17 protein-coding genes and 1 pseudogene are annotated in these 16478 nt (G+C 74.5%); 12 read left to right on the plus strand and 6 right to left on the minus strand.

All coding sequences use genetic code 11. The features are described from left to right. Positions 1-102: 102 nt before the first annotated feature. The 5 genes from FHX31_RS12585 to FHX31_RS12605 all read right to left on the minus strand — a co-directional run bounded on the left by FHX31_RS12585 (position 103) and on the right by FHX31_RS12605 (position 4409). Positions 103-309 (minus strand): hypothetical protein, encoded by a 207-nt coding sequence (locus FHX31_RS12585; RefSeq protein ID WP_013286658.1) that lies wholly within the window; start codon positions 307-309, stop codon positions 103-105. A 108-nt stretch (positions 310-417) separates the two neighbouring features. After that, positions 418-1620, minus strand: a complete 1203-nt coding sequence (locus FHX31_RS12590; RefSeq protein ID WP_013286657.1) for a low temperature requirement protein A — start codon at positions 1618-1620, stop codon at positions 418-420. A 321-nt stretch (positions 1621-1941) separates the two neighbouring features. Next, positions 1942-2922, minus strand: a complete 981-nt coding sequence (locus tag FHX31_RS12595; RefSeq protein ID WP_184976237.1) for a helix-hairpin-helix domain-containing protein — start codon at positions 2920-2922, stop codon at positions 1942-1944. Between the two features lie 252 nt (positions 2923-3174). Then, on the minus strand, positions 3175-3522 hold the full coding sequence (locus FHX31_RS12600) for a TcmI family type II polyketide cyclase (RefSeq protein WP_013286655.1): 348 nt from the start codon (positions 3520-3522) through the stop codon (positions 3175-3177). A gap of 62 nt (positions 3523-3584) precedes the next feature. Then, entirely contained in the window at positions 3585-4409 is an 825-nt protein-coding gene (locus tag FHX31_RS12605; protein ID WP_013286654.1) for an AfsR/SARP family transcriptional regulator, read from the minus strand. Positions 4410-4837: 428 nt separating this feature from the next. On the opposite strand from FHX31_RS12605, the gene FHX31_RS12610 reads away from it, so the two are divergent. The 8 genes and pseudogenes from FHX31_RS12610 to FHX31_RS12645 all read left to right on the plus strand — a co-directional run bounded on the left by FHX31_RS12610 (position 4838) and on the right by FHX31_RS12645 (position 12558). Then, positions 4838-5191: a TcmI family type II polyketide cyclase gene (locus tag FHX31_RS12610; protein ID WP_013286653.1), complete on the plus strand. Its 354-nt coding sequence runs from the start codon at positions 4838-4840 to the stop codon at positions 5189-5191. After that, a complete protein-coding gene (locus tag FHX31_RS12615; protein WP_013476559.1) occupies positions 5188-6909 on the plus strand; it encodes an acetyl-CoA carboxylase carboxyl transferase subunit in 1722 nt (573 codons plus the stop codon). The genes FHX31_RS12610 and FHX31_RS12615 overlap by 4 nt, the downstream gene beginning before the upstream one ends. Further along, a pseudogene (gene accB / locus FHX31_RS12620) lies at positions 6903-7394 on the plus strand (acetyl-CoA carboxylase biotin carboxyl carrier protein); the annotation flags it as partial. The gene FHX31_RS12615 and the pseudogene accB, both read left to right, overlap by 7 nt. Continuing rightward, positions 7394-8938: an acetyl-CoA carboxylase biotin carboxylase subunit gene (locus tag FHX31_RS12625; RefSeq protein ID WP_184976239.1), complete on the plus strand. Its 1545-nt coding sequence runs from the start codon at positions 7394-7396 to the stop codon at positions 8936-8938. The pseudogene accB and the gene FHX31_RS12625, both read left to right, overlap by 1 nt. After that, positions 8935-9642, plus strand: coding sequence for an SRPBCC family protein (locus FHX31_RS12630; RefSeq protein ID WP_030268674.1), 708 nt, complete (start codon positions 8935-8937; stop codon positions 9640-9642). The genes FHX31_RS12625 and FHX31_RS12630 overlap by 4 nt, the downstream gene beginning before the upstream one ends. Then, positions 9639-10049, plus strand: a complete 411-nt coding sequence (locus FHX31_RS12635) for a cupin domain-containing protein (protein ID WP_013286648.1) — start codon at positions 9639-9641, stop codon at positions 10047-10049. Before FHX31_RS12630 ends, FHX31_RS12635 begins: the two co-directional genes overlap by 4 nt. Continuing rightward, positions 10046-11314 carry a beta-ketoacyl-[acyl-carrier-protein] synthase family protein gene (locus FHX31_RS12640; RefSeq protein ID WP_013286647.1) on the plus strand — a complete coding sequence of 423 codons (1269 nt, stop codon included), beginning with the start codon at positions 10046-10048 and terminating at the stop codon, positions 11312-11314. Before FHX31_RS12635 ends, FHX31_RS12640 begins: the two co-directional genes overlap by 4 nt. Next, a complete protein-coding gene (locus FHX31_RS12645; protein ID WP_184976241.1) occupies positions 11311-12558 on the plus strand; it encodes a beta-ketoacyl synthase N-terminal-like domain-containing protein in 1248 nt (415 codons plus the stop codon). Before FHX31_RS12640 ends, FHX31_RS12645 begins: the two co-directional genes overlap by 4 nt. Positions 12559-12561: 3 nt before the next feature. On the opposite strand, the gene FHX31_RS12650 is transcribed toward FHX31_RS12645, so the two are convergent. Further along, entirely contained in the window at positions 12562-12999 is a 438-nt protein-coding gene (locus FHX31_RS12650) for a GNAT family N-acetyltransferase (RefSeq protein ID WP_013476565.1), read from the minus strand. Positions 13000-13256: 257 nt separating this feature from the next. On the opposite strand from FHX31_RS12650, the gene FHX31_RS12655 reads away from it, so the two are divergent. The 4 genes from FHX31_RS12655 to FHX31_RS12670 all read left to right on the plus strand — a co-directional run bounded on the left by FHX31_RS12655 (position 13257) and on the right by FHX31_RS12670 (position 16466). Next, positions 13257-14654, plus strand: coding sequence for an AMP-binding protein (locus FHX31_RS12655; RefSeq protein WP_184976243.1), 1398 nt, complete (start codon positions 13257-13259; stop codon positions 14652-14654). Between the two features lie 180 nt (positions 14655-14834). Continuing rightward, the gene (locus FHX31_RS12660; protein WP_013286639.1) at positions 14835-15098 is read left to right on the plus strand and encodes an acyl carrier protein; all 264 of its coding nucleotides are present in this window, start codon (positions 14835-14837) and stop codon (positions 15096-15098) included. Next, positions 15098-15343: a hypothetical protein gene (locus FHX31_RS12665; RefSeq protein ID WP_013286638.1), complete on the plus strand. Its 246-nt coding sequence runs from the start codon at positions 15098-15100 to the stop codon at positions 15341-15343. The genes FHX31_RS12660 and FHX31_RS12665 overlap by 1 nt, the downstream gene beginning before the upstream one ends. Then, on the plus strand, positions 15336-16466 hold the full coding sequence (locus tag FHX31_RS12670) for a beta-ketoacyl-[acyl-carrier-protein] synthase family protein (RefSeq protein ID WP_013286637.1): 1131 nt from the start codon (positions 15336-15338) through the stop codon (positions 16464-16466). Before FHX31_RS12665 ends, FHX31_RS12670 begins: the two co-directional genes overlap by 8 nt. Positions 16467-16478: the final 12 nt, after the last annotated feature.

The raw sequence follows: 16478 nt of genomic DNA on the forward strand, positions 1-16478 counted from the left end.
CCTAGGACGCCCGAGGGGTGGTGACGGTCCGCGCGGCGGGCACGGAACGGCCCGCGCTCGCCGGGCGGGCGCGGGCCGGAAGGGGAGTACGGGGGTGGCCGCCTACTTCGACGGCTCGGGGAGCTTGCAGTCCACCTTCGGGTTGGCGCCGATGTAGTTCAGCGGGCCGGCCACGATCGTGACCAGGATCGTGCCCGCCTCCGCACAGTTGGTTTCGTCGTTGCCGTAGTAGCCGCGCTGACCGGCGGCGATGGCGCCGATGATGAGCCAGATGACGACCAGGACGCCGACTATCGAGGTGCCGCGCATCAGTTGCCTCCACTGGGGTCGTGGTGGATTCGAGGTGGAGGCCTTGTACCCCGTGCGGGTGATCCGCCAAACGGCGCACAGGTACCGGCACGGCCGATTCCGATTACCTCAGTGCGGTGGCATCGGCTCCTCCGGCGGGCGGCCCTGGCTGCGGCGGTAGTCGGCGCAAGCGACCCCGGCCAGCACCAGCATCGCCCCGGCGGAGGCGTAGACCGGCGCGAGGAACAACCCGGCCGGGGCGATCGTGAGCAGTGCCAGTATCCCGCCGGGCCGGGACGCCGACACCCGGCTGAACACCTCGTACTCGAAGGCGCCCCGGCCGATCAGGAACAGCGCCGGCCCGCCGAGGATCACCGCCAGCCAGGCCGGCGGCGTGTGGCCGGTCGGCTTCAGCAGGACCAGGTCGAAGCCCGCCGCGGTGGTCACCACCCCGGCCACCATCAGCAGATGGGTGTACGGCGCGGTGTTGAGGAACCGGCTCGGCTGAGCCGCCCGGGCGATGGCGTGCGGCAGCAGCTCACCGGACTTGTGCACGTAGATGCGCCAGAGCAGCAGCGTGGTGGCGAACGCGGTGGCGAACGCGGCCAGGTTCTCCACCTCGGAGTGGTGCAGGCTGAACACGGTGCCGGCGACCAGCACGGCGTCGCCGAGCGCGATGATGAAGAACTGCTGGTACCGCTCGGACAGGTGCTCGGCGGTCACGTTGCGCTGGGACTCCGGCACCGCGCCCAGACCCGGCACCGGGTACGCCAGACGGAACCCCAGGTAGTCGATGGCCAGGGCGCCGGCCCAGAACCACAACCGGGCGGTGCCGTGCGCGGCCAGCGCGCCGACCAGCCAGGGCACCGCCGACACGGCGAACCAGGCGAAGATGCGCAGGGCCCGGCGGTTGCTCTGCGGGTGCCGCCGTACGGCGGGCATGAGGAACAGGCCGCGTCCGAGATGGATCGCCACGTACGTGCCGGCGAACACCAGCCCTCGGGTGCCGAACGCCTCCGGGATGGCGGTGGTCATCAGCAGCGCGCCGAACATCACCGCCACGATCAGCAGCTTGATCTCGGTGCGCTGCGGGTCGTAGATGTCAGTGACCAGCGTGGTGATCGCCCAGGTCCACCAGATCGCCATCAGCATGACCAGGGACTCGGCGGCCCGTTCCCAGGACACGGAGCTGATCAGGTTGCGCGAGATCAACGCGAGCGCGACCACGTAGACCAGGTCGAAGAAGAGTTCGAGCAGCGTGACCCGGCGCGGCGCCTCCGGATCGCGGACCGGCGGTCGCCGGCCGGCGGGCTCCGGCGCTGCGGTGGGCACGAGATGCTCCTGCGGGTGGCGGTACGCGCGGCGGGCCGTCCCGGCCCTTCACCGACCGTAGTCATGCCCGCCCGCACGCGGTCACTTTTCCGGCATACCGGCCCGGGCGGGGGTGACGGGGTGGCGATGTCACCACGTCGGGTGCTGGTGCTGGTGGAGCGGCCGCCAGTTCGGGGTTGTGGCGGGGTCGGCGGGGTGCTGATGCGACCACCTCGGCGTACTGGCGGGGCGGGCCGCGAGGTCGGGGAGGTGACGGGGTGGGGAAAGGCACCGGGCCGGTGGCGACCATCGTCACCACCGGCCCGGAATGTGGAGGACTGTCTACTCGGCGCTCGCCGGCAGCACCCGGTCGGCGTCGGCGGGAGCACCCGCCAGCACCTTGGCCTGCTGCGGCCAGGTGGCCAGCCCGGGTGCGGCGCGCAGCCCGGCGGCCTTCACGGTCTGCCGAAGCGCGGCCTCGTCCAGCTCGGCGAGCTGCCGGTAGGTGCGGATGCCGGCGTCCTGGAGGGCGGTGGCCAGCTTCGGCCCGATGCCCTGGATCCGCCGGAAGTCGTCCGCCGCGTCCCCGGCCGCGTCCGCCGGCACGTCGTTCTCGACCGAGGCCCGCGGCGCGGGCACCACGGCCGGCACGGCGGCGACGGGCTCGGCGGTCTCCACCGGCTCGGCGGTCTCGGCCGTCGCGGCGGCGTCGACCGGCGAGGGCACCGCCTCGGCAGCGGCCGAATCGGCCGACGACGTCGTCGCCGGCACCTCCGGCTCGTCGGCGGGCGTCGACTGCGCCGGAACGGCGACGGGGGCGCGCTCCGGCTCCGCCGCGAAGGGCTCCGACTCGGCGACGAGCGCCGGAGAAGCGGCCGGCTCGTCCACATCGGTGGAGGCCGGGGCGGCGGGCTCGTCCGCAGCGACCGACGCGGAGGACGGCACCGGCTCGTCCGCCGGACGGTCCACGGCGACCGGCTCGGACACGACCGACGAGGACACGGCCGACGAGGACACCGGCTCGGCGACGACCGACGACGCCTCCGGCTCGTCTGCGGTACGGGCGGCGGTGGCGACGGCCGGCTCGGCGGTCGCCGTCTCGGTGGGCGCGGGCTGCTCGGCCACCGTGGCGGTCGCCGGGGGCTCGTCGACCACAGCGACCGGGCGCGGCTCGTCGACGGTGGCGGTCACCTCGGGTGCGGTCTCCACCGTGGGCGTCGCCGGGGCGCCGGACCGGCGACGGCCGACGACCACCCAGCCGACGCCGAATCCGATGAGCAGGGCCAGTATCACGAACAGCCACTGCCCGAAGCTCGACGGCATGGCCAACCTCCTTCTATGTACGTGCATGACGGTGGCGAAAGACTCGGGGCAGCTTCGCACACGCGCGCGGCGCACGACAGGCAGCCCGGGGCCGGGCCACGACGATGGGACCGGCGGTGTCGGCCGGTGGCCGCAGCATGACCGAGCGTGTGCCGGAGGCCGGTATCGAGCGGCCTCGCGGAGCAGGGAGACGCCCCGGAACCTGGGTGCCGTGCGTGGTTCCGGGGCGCCCCGTCCGTCGCCCGTGGCCGGTCAGTGGATCCGGTCGGGCGCAGGCACGTCGGCGGCGTCCCAGCTGTAGAAGCAGCCGGCCACGGCGTCGCGGGGGGAGTGCCAGGTCGGCAGGTACGGGGAGGTGTGCGCGGAGAGCCTCTTGTTCACCTGCTCGTAGAGCGGGTTGTCGCGCAGTTCCGCGGTCAGCCCGGGGGCGACGTCGACGGTCTCCATCAGATGGACGCACAGGTCGTGCAGGTAGTACAGCGACCGGTGCCGGACGCCGGTGAGGTGGGGGAGTTCGGTGGCGTCGGCCTCGGCGAAGATCTGCGCCACCCGTCCCTGTGCGCCCGGCACGATCCGGCTGACCACCAACAGTCGACTCATCGTGACCCCTCTCGCCGCCGCGGTGCTGGGTTCACGGTGCCGGTCGCGCTGTCACCTCGCCGTCACCGCGTACCCCGGGGCTTTGATGGTGGTGGCGACGGCGAGGTGGGGGCGCGCGGCGCCGGTTTGGCGGTCCGGTCCGTGCGGCGCGGCGGCGGGTCCGGGCGGGTGGCCCGGCGGATCGGCGCCAGGGTGTCGTCGAGCAGCGCGGTCATCGCCGGGGACGGTTCCAGGCGCAGTTCGCGCAGGAGCAGATCGCGGTAGACGTAGAAGGAGTGGACCGCCTCGAACGCATTGCCCTCGGCCAGGTGGATGCGGACCACCAGGCGGTGCGGGGTCTCCCGCAGCGGTTCTGCGGCCATCGCCTCCAGCGCCGCCTCCAGCGCCTCGCCGTGCCGCCCGGCGGTGAGGTGGTTGCCGGCGAGTTCCTCCAGCATGTGCAGGCGCAGCTGGCGCAGCCGTTCGCGTTCCAGCAGCACCCAGTCGTCGTACCAGCCGGGGAGCAGGTCGTGGCGTCCGGCGCCGGCGGCGCCGCGCGGGACGGCGCCCTCGCGGACCAGCGCCGCGGTCTCCACCAGGTCGTCCACGTCGAGGCGGACGGTCGGTCCGAGCCGGACGGTGTCGCCGTCGGTGCGCAGCGGGCAGCACGGATCCTGCCGCAGCCGCCACAGCGCGGTCCGCAGCGACGACAGCGCCCGCTCTTCAGGCGTCTCGGGCCACAGCAGCCCGGCGAGGTGGCTGCGGGTCGCGGCCGGGCGCAGGCCGATCAGGGCGATGACGCGCTGCAACCCCCGGGGTACGACCACGGGGGTGTCGTCGTGCAGCAGCTGGAAGCCGCCCAGCAGGTGCAGTGACACCCGTGGGGCGGGTTCGCCCGCCGTCGGCATTCTCGATCCACCCGACACGGCGCACCCCCCAGCACCGGAACCCTCGTCCCGACCGTTTCGCGTTGCCCGGACCGCCGCCGCGACGCCGGTGTCGGAACGCCTCCGCCACGGCGGGAAGCTCCACCGTGGCCGGGCTGACCGAGACGCAGAATATCAACGCCTGTTACTCTCAGTCAACGGTCGGTCGGTCACCTGACTGTCCGTAGTGGGCTCGGTAATACGCCTGTGATCTGCGAAGAAGTGTCGTCAACCGGAAACCGGAAAGCGATCTTCCCATAGCTCACGCACAGCTTGCGTCAACGCAGCGTCACCATGTTTGTGGCGCGATGGGGCCCGGTTGACGCCCGGTAGACGCCGCCGGCGCGACCGTGTGGCAATCCGTGCGGCGCGACCGGTTCGCCGCGCACCGGGACGTGCAGGAGGCGCGAATGGACCGTTCGCTCATCGTCGCCAAGGTGGTGCCGACGGCCGAGGACCGGGTGGCCGAGATCTTCGCCGAGTCCGACGCGACCGAGCTGCCCGGCCTGGTCGGGGTCCGGCACCGTTCGCTGTACCGGCTGCACGACCTCTACGTCCACCTGCTGGAGACGGAGACGCCCGCGCAGGGCGCGGTCGAGGACAACCGTGGGCATCCGGAGTTCATCCGGATCAGCGAGCGGCTGCGGCCGTACATCTCGCCGTACCTGCCGACCTGGCGTTCGCCGCGCGACGCGATGGCGCACTGCTTCTACCGCTACGACGCGCCGGCCCACCGGTACGACACCGCCGGGCGGCCACAGTGACCACGACCGCCCCGCGCGACGAGCAGCTCTGGTCGAGGTGCGACGGATGCGCGTCGCTGCTCTACCGCAAGCGGCTGCGCCGCAACCTGGACGTCTGCCCGGAGTGCGGGTCACACGCCCGGCTGGACGCGCCGGACCGGGTGGCGCAGCTGGCCGACCCGGACTCGTTCGTTCCGCTGCCGGACCGGGCGGTACGCGTCGACCCGATCGAGTTCGTCGACGAGCTGCCGTACCCGCACCGGCTCGGCGCGGCCCGCGCGGCGACCGGCCTGGACGAGGCGGTGCTGTGCGGCACCGCCCGGCTCGGCGGGCACCCGGTCGCGCTGGCGGTGATGGACTTCCGCTTCCTCGGCGGCAGCCTCGGCTGCGCGGTCGGTGAGCTGATCACCCGGACCGCCGAGCGGGCGCTCGCCGACGGCATCCCGCTGGTGCTGGTGACCGCGTCCGGCGGCGCGCGGATGCAGGAGGGCGCGCTGTCGCTGATGCAGATGGCCACCGTCAGCCAGGCCCTCGCGGGGATGCGGGAGGCGGGCCTGCTCACTGTCAGCGTGGTCACCGACCCCACGTACGGCGGGGTGGCCGCCTCCTTCGCCACCAACACCGACCTGGTGCTGGCCGAGAGCGGCGCCCGGCTGGGCTTCGCCGGGCCCCGGGTGATCCGCCAGGTCACCGGCGCCACGCTGCCGGAGGGCTTCCAGACCGCCGAGTACCTCCTGCGGCACGGTCAGGTGGACATGGTGGTGCCCCGGCACGCGTTGCGGGGCCGGCTCGCAGCGCTGCTCGCCGCCGCCGAGGCGGGCCGCCGGGCGCCGGAGAACCCGCCCGCGCCGCGCCCGCCGGTCACCGCGCCGACCGCGACCCCGCGGCCCGACCGCGACCCCTGGGAGACGGTACGCACGGCGCGGCACCCGGGTCGTCCGACCACACTGGACTACCTGGAGACGGCGTTCGACGGGTTCGTGGAGCTGCACGGCGACCGGCTCGGCGCCGACTGCCCGGCTGTCGTCGGCGGCATCGCCCGCCTGGACGGCCGCCCGGTGATGGTGATCGGTCACCAGAAGGGGCACACCACCGCCGAGCTGGTGACCCGCAACTTCGGCATGGCCAGCCCGGCCGGGCACCGCAAGGCGCTGCGGCTGATGCGCCTCGCGGCGCGGCTGCGGCTGCCGGTGGTGACGCTCGTGGACACTCCCGGCGCGGACCCGGGGGTGAGCGCCGAGCAGCAGGGTCAGGCGGCGGCGATCGCGGAGAACATCCTCGCGCTCACCGTGCTGCCCACGCCGGTGGTGGCGGTGGTCACCGGGGAGGGCGGCAGCGGCGGCGCGCTCGCGCTCGCGGTCGCCGACCGGGTGCTCATGCTGGAACACGCCGTCTACTCGGTGATCAGTCCGGAGGGCTGCGCCGCGATCCTCTGGCCGGACAGCTCGGCCGCCCCGCAGGCGGCCCGCGCGCTGCGGCTCACCGGCGCCGACCTGTGCCGCCTCGGCGTGGTCGACGAGCTGGTGCCGGAGCCGCGCCCGGCCGCGCACGCCGACCCGGGCGGCGCGGCCGAGCTGCTGCGCCGGGCGGTCGCGGCGAACCTCGCCCCGCTGCTCACCGTCCCCCCGGCCACCCTGGTCCGCCGCCGCCGGCAACGGTTCCGCCGCTTCGGCGCGGCCCGATCGGCAGCCGGCCCGTCCCCGGCCTCGCCGTCGGGTGACCGGGCGGAGGTGGCGTGATGGCCGACGCCGAGTCCGAGCAGGTGCTCGACGGGCTGCGCCGGCAGGCCCGCAAGCTCGTCGCCGACCTGGCCGGGCCGGTACGCCGGGTGCGGCTGCGCAGCGGCGAGTCGGTGCTGGAGGTCGAGTGGCACGACCCGGCACCCCCGGCGCAGCGCGCCGCCGAACCGGCCGGGGCATTCCCCGCGCGGGCCGCCGAACCCGCCGCGCGAGCCGCGCCCGCGACCGACCGGCCGGCCGTGCGCTCACCCGTGGTCGGCACGTTCTACCGCGCCCCCGAACCCGGGGCGATGCCGTTCGTCGCGGTCGGCGACATGGTCCGCCCGGGCCAGGTGGTCGGCATCGTCGAGGCCATGAAGCTGATGAACGAGGTGACCGCCGGCCAGGCCGGACGGGTGGTCGAGGTGCTGGTCGACGACGGCAAGCCCGTCGAGTACGACCAGCCGCTGATCGCCCTGGAACCGGTCACCGGACAGGACTCCTGATGTTCGACAAGGTGCTGATCGCCAACCGGGGCGAGATCGCGCTGCGGGTGCTGCGCGCCTGCCGGGAACTCGGCGTGCGCACGGTGGTGGTGCACTCCAGCGCCGACGCCGACTCGCTGCCGGTGCGGCTCGCCGACGAGGCGGTACGGATCGGCCCGGCGGCCAGCCGCCGCAGCTACCTCAACGCGGCGGCGATCGTGGAGGCCGCCCGGCAGACCGGCGCGCAGGCGGTCCACCCCGGCTACGGCTTCCTGTCCGAGGACGCCGACTTCGCCGAGATCTGCGCCGAGAACGGCCTGGTCTTCGTCGGCCCGCCGCCCCAGGTGATGGCCGCGCTCGCGGACAAGTCGACGGCCCGCGCGCTGATGAGCCGGGCCGGGCTGCCGCTGCCGCCGGGCAGCGTCCGGACGCTGCCCACAGTCGGCGAGGCGCAGGAGGTGGCCGCCGAGGTGGGCTACCCGGTGATCGTGAAGGCCGCCGCGGGCGGTGGCGGGCGCGGCATGACAGTGGTGCGTTCGGCCGCCGAGCTGCCCCGCGCGTACGCCCGGACCCGCGCCGCCGCCCAGGTCGCGTTCGGCGACGACCGGGTGTACGTCGAGCGGTACCTCGCCGACGCCCGCCACGTCGAGGTGCAGGTGCTCTGCGACGGCCACGGCAACGGCGTGCACCTGGGCACCCGGGACTGCTCGGTGCAGCGCCGGCACCAGAAGCTGATCGAGGAGGCGCCCGCGCCCGCGCTGCGGCAGGCCACCCTGGACACCGTCGCCGAGGTGGCGCTGCGCGGCGCGCTGTCGGTCGGCTTCACCGGCGCCGGCACAGTGGAGTTCCTGGTCGACGAGGCCGAACGCTGCCACTTCCTGGAGATCAACTGCCGGATCCAGGTGGAACACCCGGTCACCGAGATGATCACCGGCATCGACCTGGTGCAGGAACAGCTGCACGTGGCGTTCGGCACCCCGCTGCGGCTGCGCCAGTCCGACGTACGGCTGGACGGTGTGGCGATCGAGTGCCGGGTCAACGTGGAGGACCCGGACCGCGACTTCGCGCCCGCACCCGGCCGGCTGGAGCGGTTCCGGCCGCCGGGCGGCCCGTTCACCCGGGTCGACACCCACGGGCACGTCGGTTACCTGGTCAGCCCGCACTACGACTCGCTGCTGGCGAAGGTGGCGGTGTGGGCGCCGGACCGGGACGCCGCGCTGGACCGGCTCGACCGGGCGCTGGCCGAGTTCGACGTGGCCGGTCCCGGTGTGCGTACCACGATCCCGTTCGCCCGGTGGGTGCTGCGCGACCCCGCGTTCCGGGCCGCCCGGCACACCACCGCCCTGGTGGAACGCCTGCTCGCCCCGCCCGCCGACGACGCGCCGACCGCCGACACGCCGCCCACCGACGCGCCGCCGACCGACGCCCCGCCCGCCGACGCCGCGGCCGAGGCGTCCCCGGCGCGGGCCGTCGTGCCCGACCCGCGCGGCGCGGCCGAGCCGGGCGGCCGTACCCCCGTCAGCGCCGTGCCCGCCGCCGGCCCGACCACCTGGAGGAACCGATGACCGTCGCCCCCGACCGCCCGCTCGCCCGCGAGATCACCGACATCCTGGTCACGCACTGCGGCCTGGACCCGGACGCCGCCGCCGGCGCGCCCGCCGCGAGCCTGGAGGAACTGGGCATGGACTCGCTGGCGCTGCTCGAACTGTCGGCGGTGGTGGCCGACAGGTGGCGGGTGAAGATCCCCGAACAGGCCGGGCAGCTCAGCATCGCCGGCGTCGCCGACCTGGTGGCCCGCAAGGCGGACCCGCCCGGGCACACCGAGAACGCCGTGGAGATCGCCGCGCCGCTGCCGCTGGTCTGGGAGATCACCAACGACGTGGCCGGGTGGCCGGACCTGTTCACCGAGTACGCCACCGCGGAGATCCTGCACCGCGACGGCGACACCGTGCGCTTCCGGCTCACCATGCACCCGGACGAGAACGGCGTGTCGTGGAGCTGGGTCAGCGAACGCACCGCCGACCCGGCCACCCGCGAGGTGCACGCCCGGCGCGTCGAGACCGGTCCGTTCGAGTACATGCGCATCCACTGGCGCTACGACGAGACGCCCGCCGGCACCCGGATGACCTGGACCCAGGACTTCGCGATGAAGCCGGACGCGCCGGTCGACAACGCCGCCATGACCAACCGGATCAACACCAACAGCACGATCCAGCTCGCCGTGATCAAGGAGAAGATCGAGCGGGCGCACGCGGGAGGCGCGCGATGACCGACACCACCACCGCCCGGGTCTCCGTCCACGACGTACCGGCCGACCGCCGCCGCGGCGGGGAACTGCGGGTGCTGCTCGGCCCGAAGACCGTCGGCAGCACCTCCGGATTCATGGGCGTCGCCACGCTCGCGCCGGGGGAGCGGATCGCCGAGCACTACCACCCGTACAGCGAGGAGTTCCTCTACGTCGCCCGCGGCGCGATCACCGTCGACCTGGACGACACGCCGGTGCCGGTGGCCGCCGGGGAGGCGCTCTACGTACCGAAGGACGTGCGGCACCGGCTGCGCAACACCGGCGACGAGCCGGCCGAGGTGGTGTTCCACCTCGGACCGCTCGCTCCCCGCCCGGAACTCGGCCACGTCGACACCGAGAGCGCGGCACCGCCGCCGCGGGAGCCGTCGTGACCGGCCGGCGCACAGTGGTCACCGGCATCGGCGTCGTCGCACCCGGCGGCGCCACCCGGGACCGCTTCTGGAAGACGATCACCGAGGGGCGCACCGCGACACGGCGGATCAGCTTCTTCGACCCGTCGCCGTTCCGGTCGCAGATCGCCGCCGAGTGCGACTTCGACCCGGACGCCGCCGGGATCACGCTCGCCGAACGGCAGCGTGCCGACCGGTACGTGCAGTTCGCGCTCGCCTGCTCCGCCGAGGCGCTCGCGGACAGCGGCCTCACCCTCACCGACGCGCAGCGCGAACGCGCCGGGGTGGTGCTCGGCACCGCCGTCGGCGGGACCATGGCCCTGGAGCAGGAGTACGTGCGGGTCAGCGACTCCGGCCGGCACTGGCTGGTCGACCACGCGCTCGGCGGGCCGTACCTCTACCAGGCGCTGGTGCCCAGCAGCCTGGCCGCCGACGTGGCCTGCCGGCACGGCCTGCACGGGCCGGCGCAGGTGATCTCCACCGGCTGCACCTCCGGCATCGACGCCATCGGGTACGCCCACCAGCTCGTCGCCGACGGCGAGGCCGACGTGGTGCTCGCCGGCGCCGCGGACTCGCCGATCTCCCCGGTCACCGTCGCCTCGTTCGACGCGATCGGCGCGACCAGCCCGGACAACGACGACCCGGAGCACGCCTCCCGGCCGTTCGACGCCGACCGGCACGGGTTCGTCCTCGCCGAGGGCGCGGCGGTGCTGGTGCTGGAGGAGGCCGAGCACGCCCGCCGCCGGGGCGCGCACGTCTACTGCGAGGTGGCCGGGTACGCCAGCCGCAGCAACGGCTTCCACATGACCGGGCTGCGCCCGGACGGCGCGGAGATGGCGGTGGCGATCAGCGACGCGCTGCGGCAGGCCCGGCTCGCCCCGACGGCCGTGTCGTACGTCAGCGCGCACGGCTCCGGCACCCGGCAGAACGACAGGCACGAGACTGCGGCGTTCAAACGGGCGCTGGGGGAGACGGCGTACCGGGTGCCGATCAGCTCGATCAAGTCGATGGTCGGCCACTCGCTCGGCGCCATCGGCTCGATCGAGATGGCCGCCTGCGCGCTCGCCATCGAGTACGGCGTGGTGCCGCCGACGGCGAACTGGACCACCCGCGACCCGGAGTGCGACCTGGACTACGTGCCGAACGAGGCCCGGGAGGTGCCGGTGGACGTGGCGTTGTCGGTGGGCAGCGGATTCGGCGGATTCCAGTCCGCGATGGTGTTCCGCCGGCTCGCGGTGGCACCGTGACCGCGCGGGCCGTGGTGACGGGCATCGGCGTGGTCGCGCCCAGCGGCGTCGGCGCCGAGGCGCACTGGAACACAGTGCTCGCGGGCACCCGGCGCACCGGGCCGATCACCCTGTTCGACCCGGAGCGGTACCCGACCCGGGTGGCCGGGGAGGTGGCCGGCTTCGACCCGGCCGGGTTCAGCGACACCCGGCAGCGGGTGCAGACCGACAGGTGGACCCACCTGGGCTTCGCCGCCACCGGGCTGGCGCTCGCCGACGCCGGGCTGCCCGAGGTGTCGCCCGACCCGTATCAGTGGGCGGTCACGCTCGCCAGCTCCTCCGGCGGCAACCTGTTCGGGCAGCGGGAGCTGCAACGGCTCTGGGGCGGGCCGAGCCGCACCGTCGGGGCGTACCAGTCGATCGCCTGGTTCTACGCCGCGAGCGTGGGACAGCTGTCGATCCGCCACCAGTTCAAGGGGCCGTCCGGGGTGACCGTGTCCGAGTCGGCCGGCGGGCTGGACAGCCTGGCGCACGCGGTGCGCACCATCCGCCGGGGCACCCCCGTGGTGATCGCCGGGGCGACCGAGTGCCCGCTGAGCCCGTACGCGCTGGCCTGCCAGCTCCGCTCCGGCCTGCTCAGCGACGTGTCCGACCCGGAGCGGGCGTACCGGCCGTTCGACGTCGCGGCGAGCGGGTACGTGCCGGCCGAGGGCGGCGCCGTCTTCGTGGTGGAGGAACTGGGCCACGCGCTGGCCCGGGGCGCCCGCGTCTACGGGGAGATCACCGGCTGGGCCGCCACCCACGACGCCGCGCCCACCGACCCGGCCACCGGCCCCGACCCGGCCCACTACGCCCGCGCGATGCGGCTGGCGCTGGAACGCGCCGGGGTGCGCCCGCACGACGTGGACGTGATCTGGCCGGACGCGCTCGGGGTACCCGCGCACGACCGGGCCGAGGCGGCGGCGCTGCGTACCGTGTTCGGCGACCGGACCCCGCCGGTGACCACGCAGAAGCCGCTGACCGGCCGGGCGCACCAGGGCGGGTCCGCGCTGGACGCGGCCACCGCGCTGCTGGCGTTCCGGCGCGGGATGCTGCCCGCCTCGGCCGGCCCGGACGAGCCGGCGCCCGGCTGCGAGCTGACGTTCCTGCGGCAGCCCCGCCCGCCGCGCAGCCGGATCGCGCTGGTCGGCGCGCGCGGCTTCGACGGGTTCAACAGCGCGCTGGTGCTGCGCGGCGCCGCGCCCCCACCGGCGGGGGAGCACTGACCGTCACGACGGCCGGGCCAGGTACGCGGTCTTCGCGTCGCCGGAGAACCCGCAGGCCAGGTAGAAGGCGTGGGTCGCGGGTGAGCGCGACCCGGTCATGAGCATCGCCTTGTAGCAGCCCGCGTCCCAGGCGGCCCGGAGCGTGCCGGCCATGATCTGCCTGCCCAGGCCGGTGCCGCGCCGCGACTCGTCGACCACCACGTTCTCGATGACCGCGTACGGCGACGCCGACCGGCTCAGGTTGGGGATCACGTTGAGGTAGGTGGTGGCGACGACCGCGCCGTCCACGTCGAGCACGAACAGGTGCAGCCCCTCGGTGGCCAGGATCCGCGCGAAGGCCCGTTCGTCGGAGCCGTCGCTCAGGTGCGGGTCGTCCGGGTTCAGCTGCCGGTAGAGGCGGATGAGCTGCGGGAAGTCGTCGGGCCGGGCGGCACGGAACATGCCGTGAGCGTAGCCGCCCCCGCCGTCCGCGCGGGGTGCCGCGCGCACAGCATCCGGCGGCCGGCGGACTACCTTGCCGGCGTGGCCCCGATCCTGCCTGTCCGATCGAGCCTGAGCAATCCACCCAGCCGCTGTTTTGGATCTAGCCATTTGCATCTGGCGATGCAGAAGAGGGGCGTCGTAGGGTTCCGCCATACCCCGAACGACGTACCCGCTGGGCGGATCCGCCCAGTTCCTCAGTGGAACGGTGGCTGGTCGTGACTGCACATCCCGTGGCGGAAGATCCTGCCTCGACGACGGTGGACTGGGTGGACGACATCCTGTTCACCGGCCGCGACACCGACGTCTGCCTGCGCCTGCCCGAACCGGTCGACAAGGGCACGCTGCGCCGGCTCGTCGGCGAGGCGCAGGACCGGCTCGCCGGGGCCGGGCTGCGCGCCGGAGGCGCCGCCGCGCTGCGCCTGCCGCCCTCGCTGGCGTACGTGGCGCACCTGCTCGCCACCTGGCGTACCGGTGCCCAGGCGGTGCTGCTCGACCACCGGCTCACCGACCACGAGGTCGACCAGGCGCTGCGCCGGCTCGGCCCGCAGGTGGTGGTCGCCCCGGTCCGAACCGGCGGCGGCGCGCTGCGGATCTTCGTCGACGTCACCGCGGGGGTCAGCGCGTACTCCGACCGCCCGGCGGGCAGCCCGCACGCGGTGATCCAGCTCAGCTCCGGCTCCACCGGACCGTCCAAGGTGATCGGCCGCACCGCCGCCGACCTGGTCGCCGAGGTGCACCGCTACACCCGCATCGACGGCGTCGCGCTGCCCGGCGAGCGGATCATCCTGCTCCCCAGCATGGTGCACGTGCTCGGCCTGGTCGGCGGCCTGCTCTACGGGCTGCACGCCGGCGTCGAGCTGTGCCCGCCGGAACGGCTCAGCGGCGACGCGATCCTCGCCGCCGTCGCCGCCCAGGACACCCCGGCCACTGTGCTCGGCGTCCCGTTCCACATCGGGCTGCTCGCCTCCACCACACCCGCCGGGCCGCTGCCCCAGCTCAAGCGCATGACCACAGGCGGTGAGCTGGTGCCCGCGGCCGTGGCGAACGCGTTCACCGGCCGCTACGGCGTCCCGCTGGGCAACATGTACGGGATGACCGAGGTCGGCGTCATCGGCACCGACCTGTACGGGCGGCACCGGCCCGCCATCGCGCCCGCCCCGGGCATCGAGGTACGCGAGCGCGACGGCGAGCTGTGGGTGAGCTGCCCGGCCAACCCGTACGTCGGACTGGCCGACCCGACCCGGTGGGCCGACGGCTGGCTGCACACCCGCGACGCCGGCGTGGTCGACCCGGACACGGGCCTGGTCACCATCAAGGGCCGGCTGGACTCGCAGGTGTCGGTGGGCGGCCTCAAGGTCGACCTGACCGAGGTGGAGGCCACAGTCGCCGGGCTGCCCGGCGTCGTCGCCGCGGTGGTGGTCTGGGACGACGGCATCACCGCGTACGTCCAGACCGACGGCTCACTGACCGAGGACACGCTCGACAAGCTGATCGCCGAGCGGCTGGCCGGCTTCAAGCGTCCCCGCACGCTGCGTCTGCTCGACCAGATGCCCCGCACCACCACCGGAAAGCTGGTCCGGTCCGTCCCGGCGCTGCGGGGCGCGGCGTCGTGACCGGCCCGCTGTACGAGCCGCACACCCGCCGGACGCCCGCCGGACGTCCGGTCCACCCCGAATCCCGCCCCGGACCGGCCGGGCAACGCGCCACCCGCGCGCCCGACCCCGCCGGTTCACACGCACACGGTGTCCCGACCGGGCACCGTCAGCCGGTACACGGAGAAGAGGTCTGAACCCATGCGAGACGAGGTCCGCACCTTCGTCGTCGAACAGCTCGCCGACATGAACTACGACGTGGAGGAGCTCGACGACGACACCACGCTCGGCCCCTCCGGCGTCGACCTGGAGTCGCTGGCCCTGGCCGACCTGGCGGTCCGCGTCGAGGACCGCTACGCCGTGAAGTTCGCCGACGACGAGTCGGAGAAGCTGGCGCTGATGACGGTCGGCGAGTTCACCACGATGGTCGCCGACCGGGTGGCCGCGAACAGCGACAAGTCCTGATGTCCGGTCAGCCCGACCTGGGGCGAGCTGACCTGGTGAGCATGCTCGCCGAACTGACCGCGAAACCCGCCGACCAGGTGCCGGACCGGCTCGGCTCGATGGAGCTGGCCTGGCTGGTGCACATGGTCGAGCAGCGCTACGACCGCCGGCTGGACCTGAGCGACGACGAACTCGCCGGCATCCGCACCGTCGACGACGCGCTCGCGGTGTTCCGTGGCTCTCTCACCGCTCCCGCAGATGGCTGAGCGGGAGACCGTACGGATCACCGGCACGTACGCGCTCAGCGCCCTCGGCAGGGGCGCCGACGCGCTGCTGGCCGGAGTGCTCACCGGCACCCCGGCGTTCGCGCCGGTGCGCCGTTTCGACACCACCGGCCGCCGGGTGACGGTGGCGGCCACCCTGCCGGACGTCGGCACGCTCGCCGGCGAGCTGACCGACGCGATCGACACCGCCGCCCGGGCCGCCGGACTGGACCGGGCCGGGCGGGCGGAGTCGGCGCTGTTCCTCGCCACCCACGGCGGGCCGTACTCGCTGCCCGTACCGCAGGGGTGGGACGAGCCGACGGTGCCGGCGCTCGCCGGTCACCTGGCCGCACGGTGCGGCCTCGGCGGGCGTACCCGGATCTACACCACCGCGTGCGTGTCGGCGAGCAGCGCGGTCGCCGACGCGGCGGCGCTGATCCGCCGGGGCCACCTGGAGCGGGTCGTGGTCGCGGCCGGTTACCTGGTCGAACCGGACCAGTACGCGCTCTTCGACGCCGGCCGGGCGCTCGCCGCCGACGGCGCGGTACGCCCGTTCAGCGCCGGGCGCAAGGGCCTGCTGCTGGGCGACGGGGTGGCCGCCGTGGTGCTGGAGTCGGCGGGCGCCGCCGCCCGGCGGGGCGCCGAGACGCTGGCGAGCGTGGCCGGGTGGGGCCGGGCGGGGGACGCGTACCACGCGTGCCAGCCGCACCCGGACGGGCTCGGGCTGGCCCGGGCGGTCGAGGCGGCGCTGCGCCGGGGCGGGCTGCCCCCGGACGCGATCGGTTACGTCAACGCCAACGCCACCGGCACCCCGTTCAGCGACGCCTCCGAGGCGGCGGCGCTGACCCGGGTGTTCGGCGAGGACGCCGGGCGGCTGCCGGTCAGCTCCACCAAGTCGGTGCACGGGCACGCGCTGGAGGCGTCCGGGTTGCTGGAACTGCTGGTCACCGTGCTGGCCCTGCGGCACGGCAAGCTGCCGGTCACCGCCGGCTGGCTCGGCCCCGACCCGCAGTGCCCGCTGGACGTCATCCGCGACGCCCCGCGCCCCGCGCGCACCGAACACGCCCTGACCCTCAACGCCGCCTTCGGCGGCGCCGACACGGCCCTCCTGGTGAGCACCTCATGACCGCCCCCGCCC

The organism is Micromonospora sp. CNZ286, from assembly GCF_014207755.1.

What these genes read in the sequence shown, in the direction of transcription:
- FHX31_RS12665 (WP_013286638.1), top strand. Translation starts at nt 15,098, where the DNA reads ATGTCCGGTCAGCCCGACCTGGGGCGAGCTGACCTGGTGAGCATGCTC.
- FHX31_RS12670 (WP_013286637.1), top strand. Translation starts at nt 15,336, where the DNA reads ATGGCTGAGCGGGAGACCGTACGGATCACCGGCACGTACGCGCTCAGC.
- FHX31_RS12630 (WP_030268674.1), top strand. Translation starts at nt 8,935, where the DNA reads ATGACCGTCGCCCCCGACCGCCCGCTCGCCCGCGAGATCACCGACATC.
- FHX31_RS12660 (WP_013286639.1), top strand. Translation starts at nt 14,835, where the DNA reads ATGCGAGACGAGGTCCGCACCTTCGTCGTCGAACAGCTCGCCGACATG.
- FHX31_RS12585 (WP_013286658.1), bottom strand. Translation starts at nt 309, where the DNA reads ATGCGCGGCACCTCGATAGTCGGCGTCCTGGTCGTCATCTGGCTCATC.
- FHX31_RS12610 (WP_013286653.1), top strand. Translation starts at nt 4,838, where the DNA reads ATGGACCGTTCGCTCATCGTCGCCAAGGTGGTGCCGACGGCCGAGGAC.
- FHX31_RS12625 (WP_184976239.1), top strand. Translation starts at nt 7,394, where the DNA reads ATGTTCGACAAGGTGCTGATCGCCAACCGGGGCGAGATCGCGCTGCGG.
- FHX31_RS12595 (WP_184976237.1), bottom strand. Translation starts at nt 2,922, where the DNA reads ATGCCGTCGAGCTTCGGGCAGTGGCTGTTCGTGATACTGGCCCTGCTC.
- FHX31_RS12600 (WP_013286655.1), bottom strand. Translation starts at nt 3,522, where the DNA reads ATGAGTCGACTGTTGGTGGTCAGCCGGATCGTGCCGGGCGCACAGGGA.
- FHX31_RS12635 (WP_013286648.1), top strand. Translation starts at nt 9,639, where the DNA reads ATGACCGACACCACCACCGCCCGGGTCTCCGTCCACGACGTACCGGCC.
- FHX31_RS12605 (WP_013286654.1), bottom strand. Translation starts at nt 4,409, where the DNA reads ATGCCGACGGCGGGCGAACCCGCCCCACGGGTGTCACTGCACCTGCTG.
- FHX31_RS12650 (WP_013476565.1), bottom strand. Translation starts at nt 12,999, where the DNA reads ATGTTCCGTGCCGCCCGGCCCGACGACTTCCCGCAGCTCATCCGCCTC.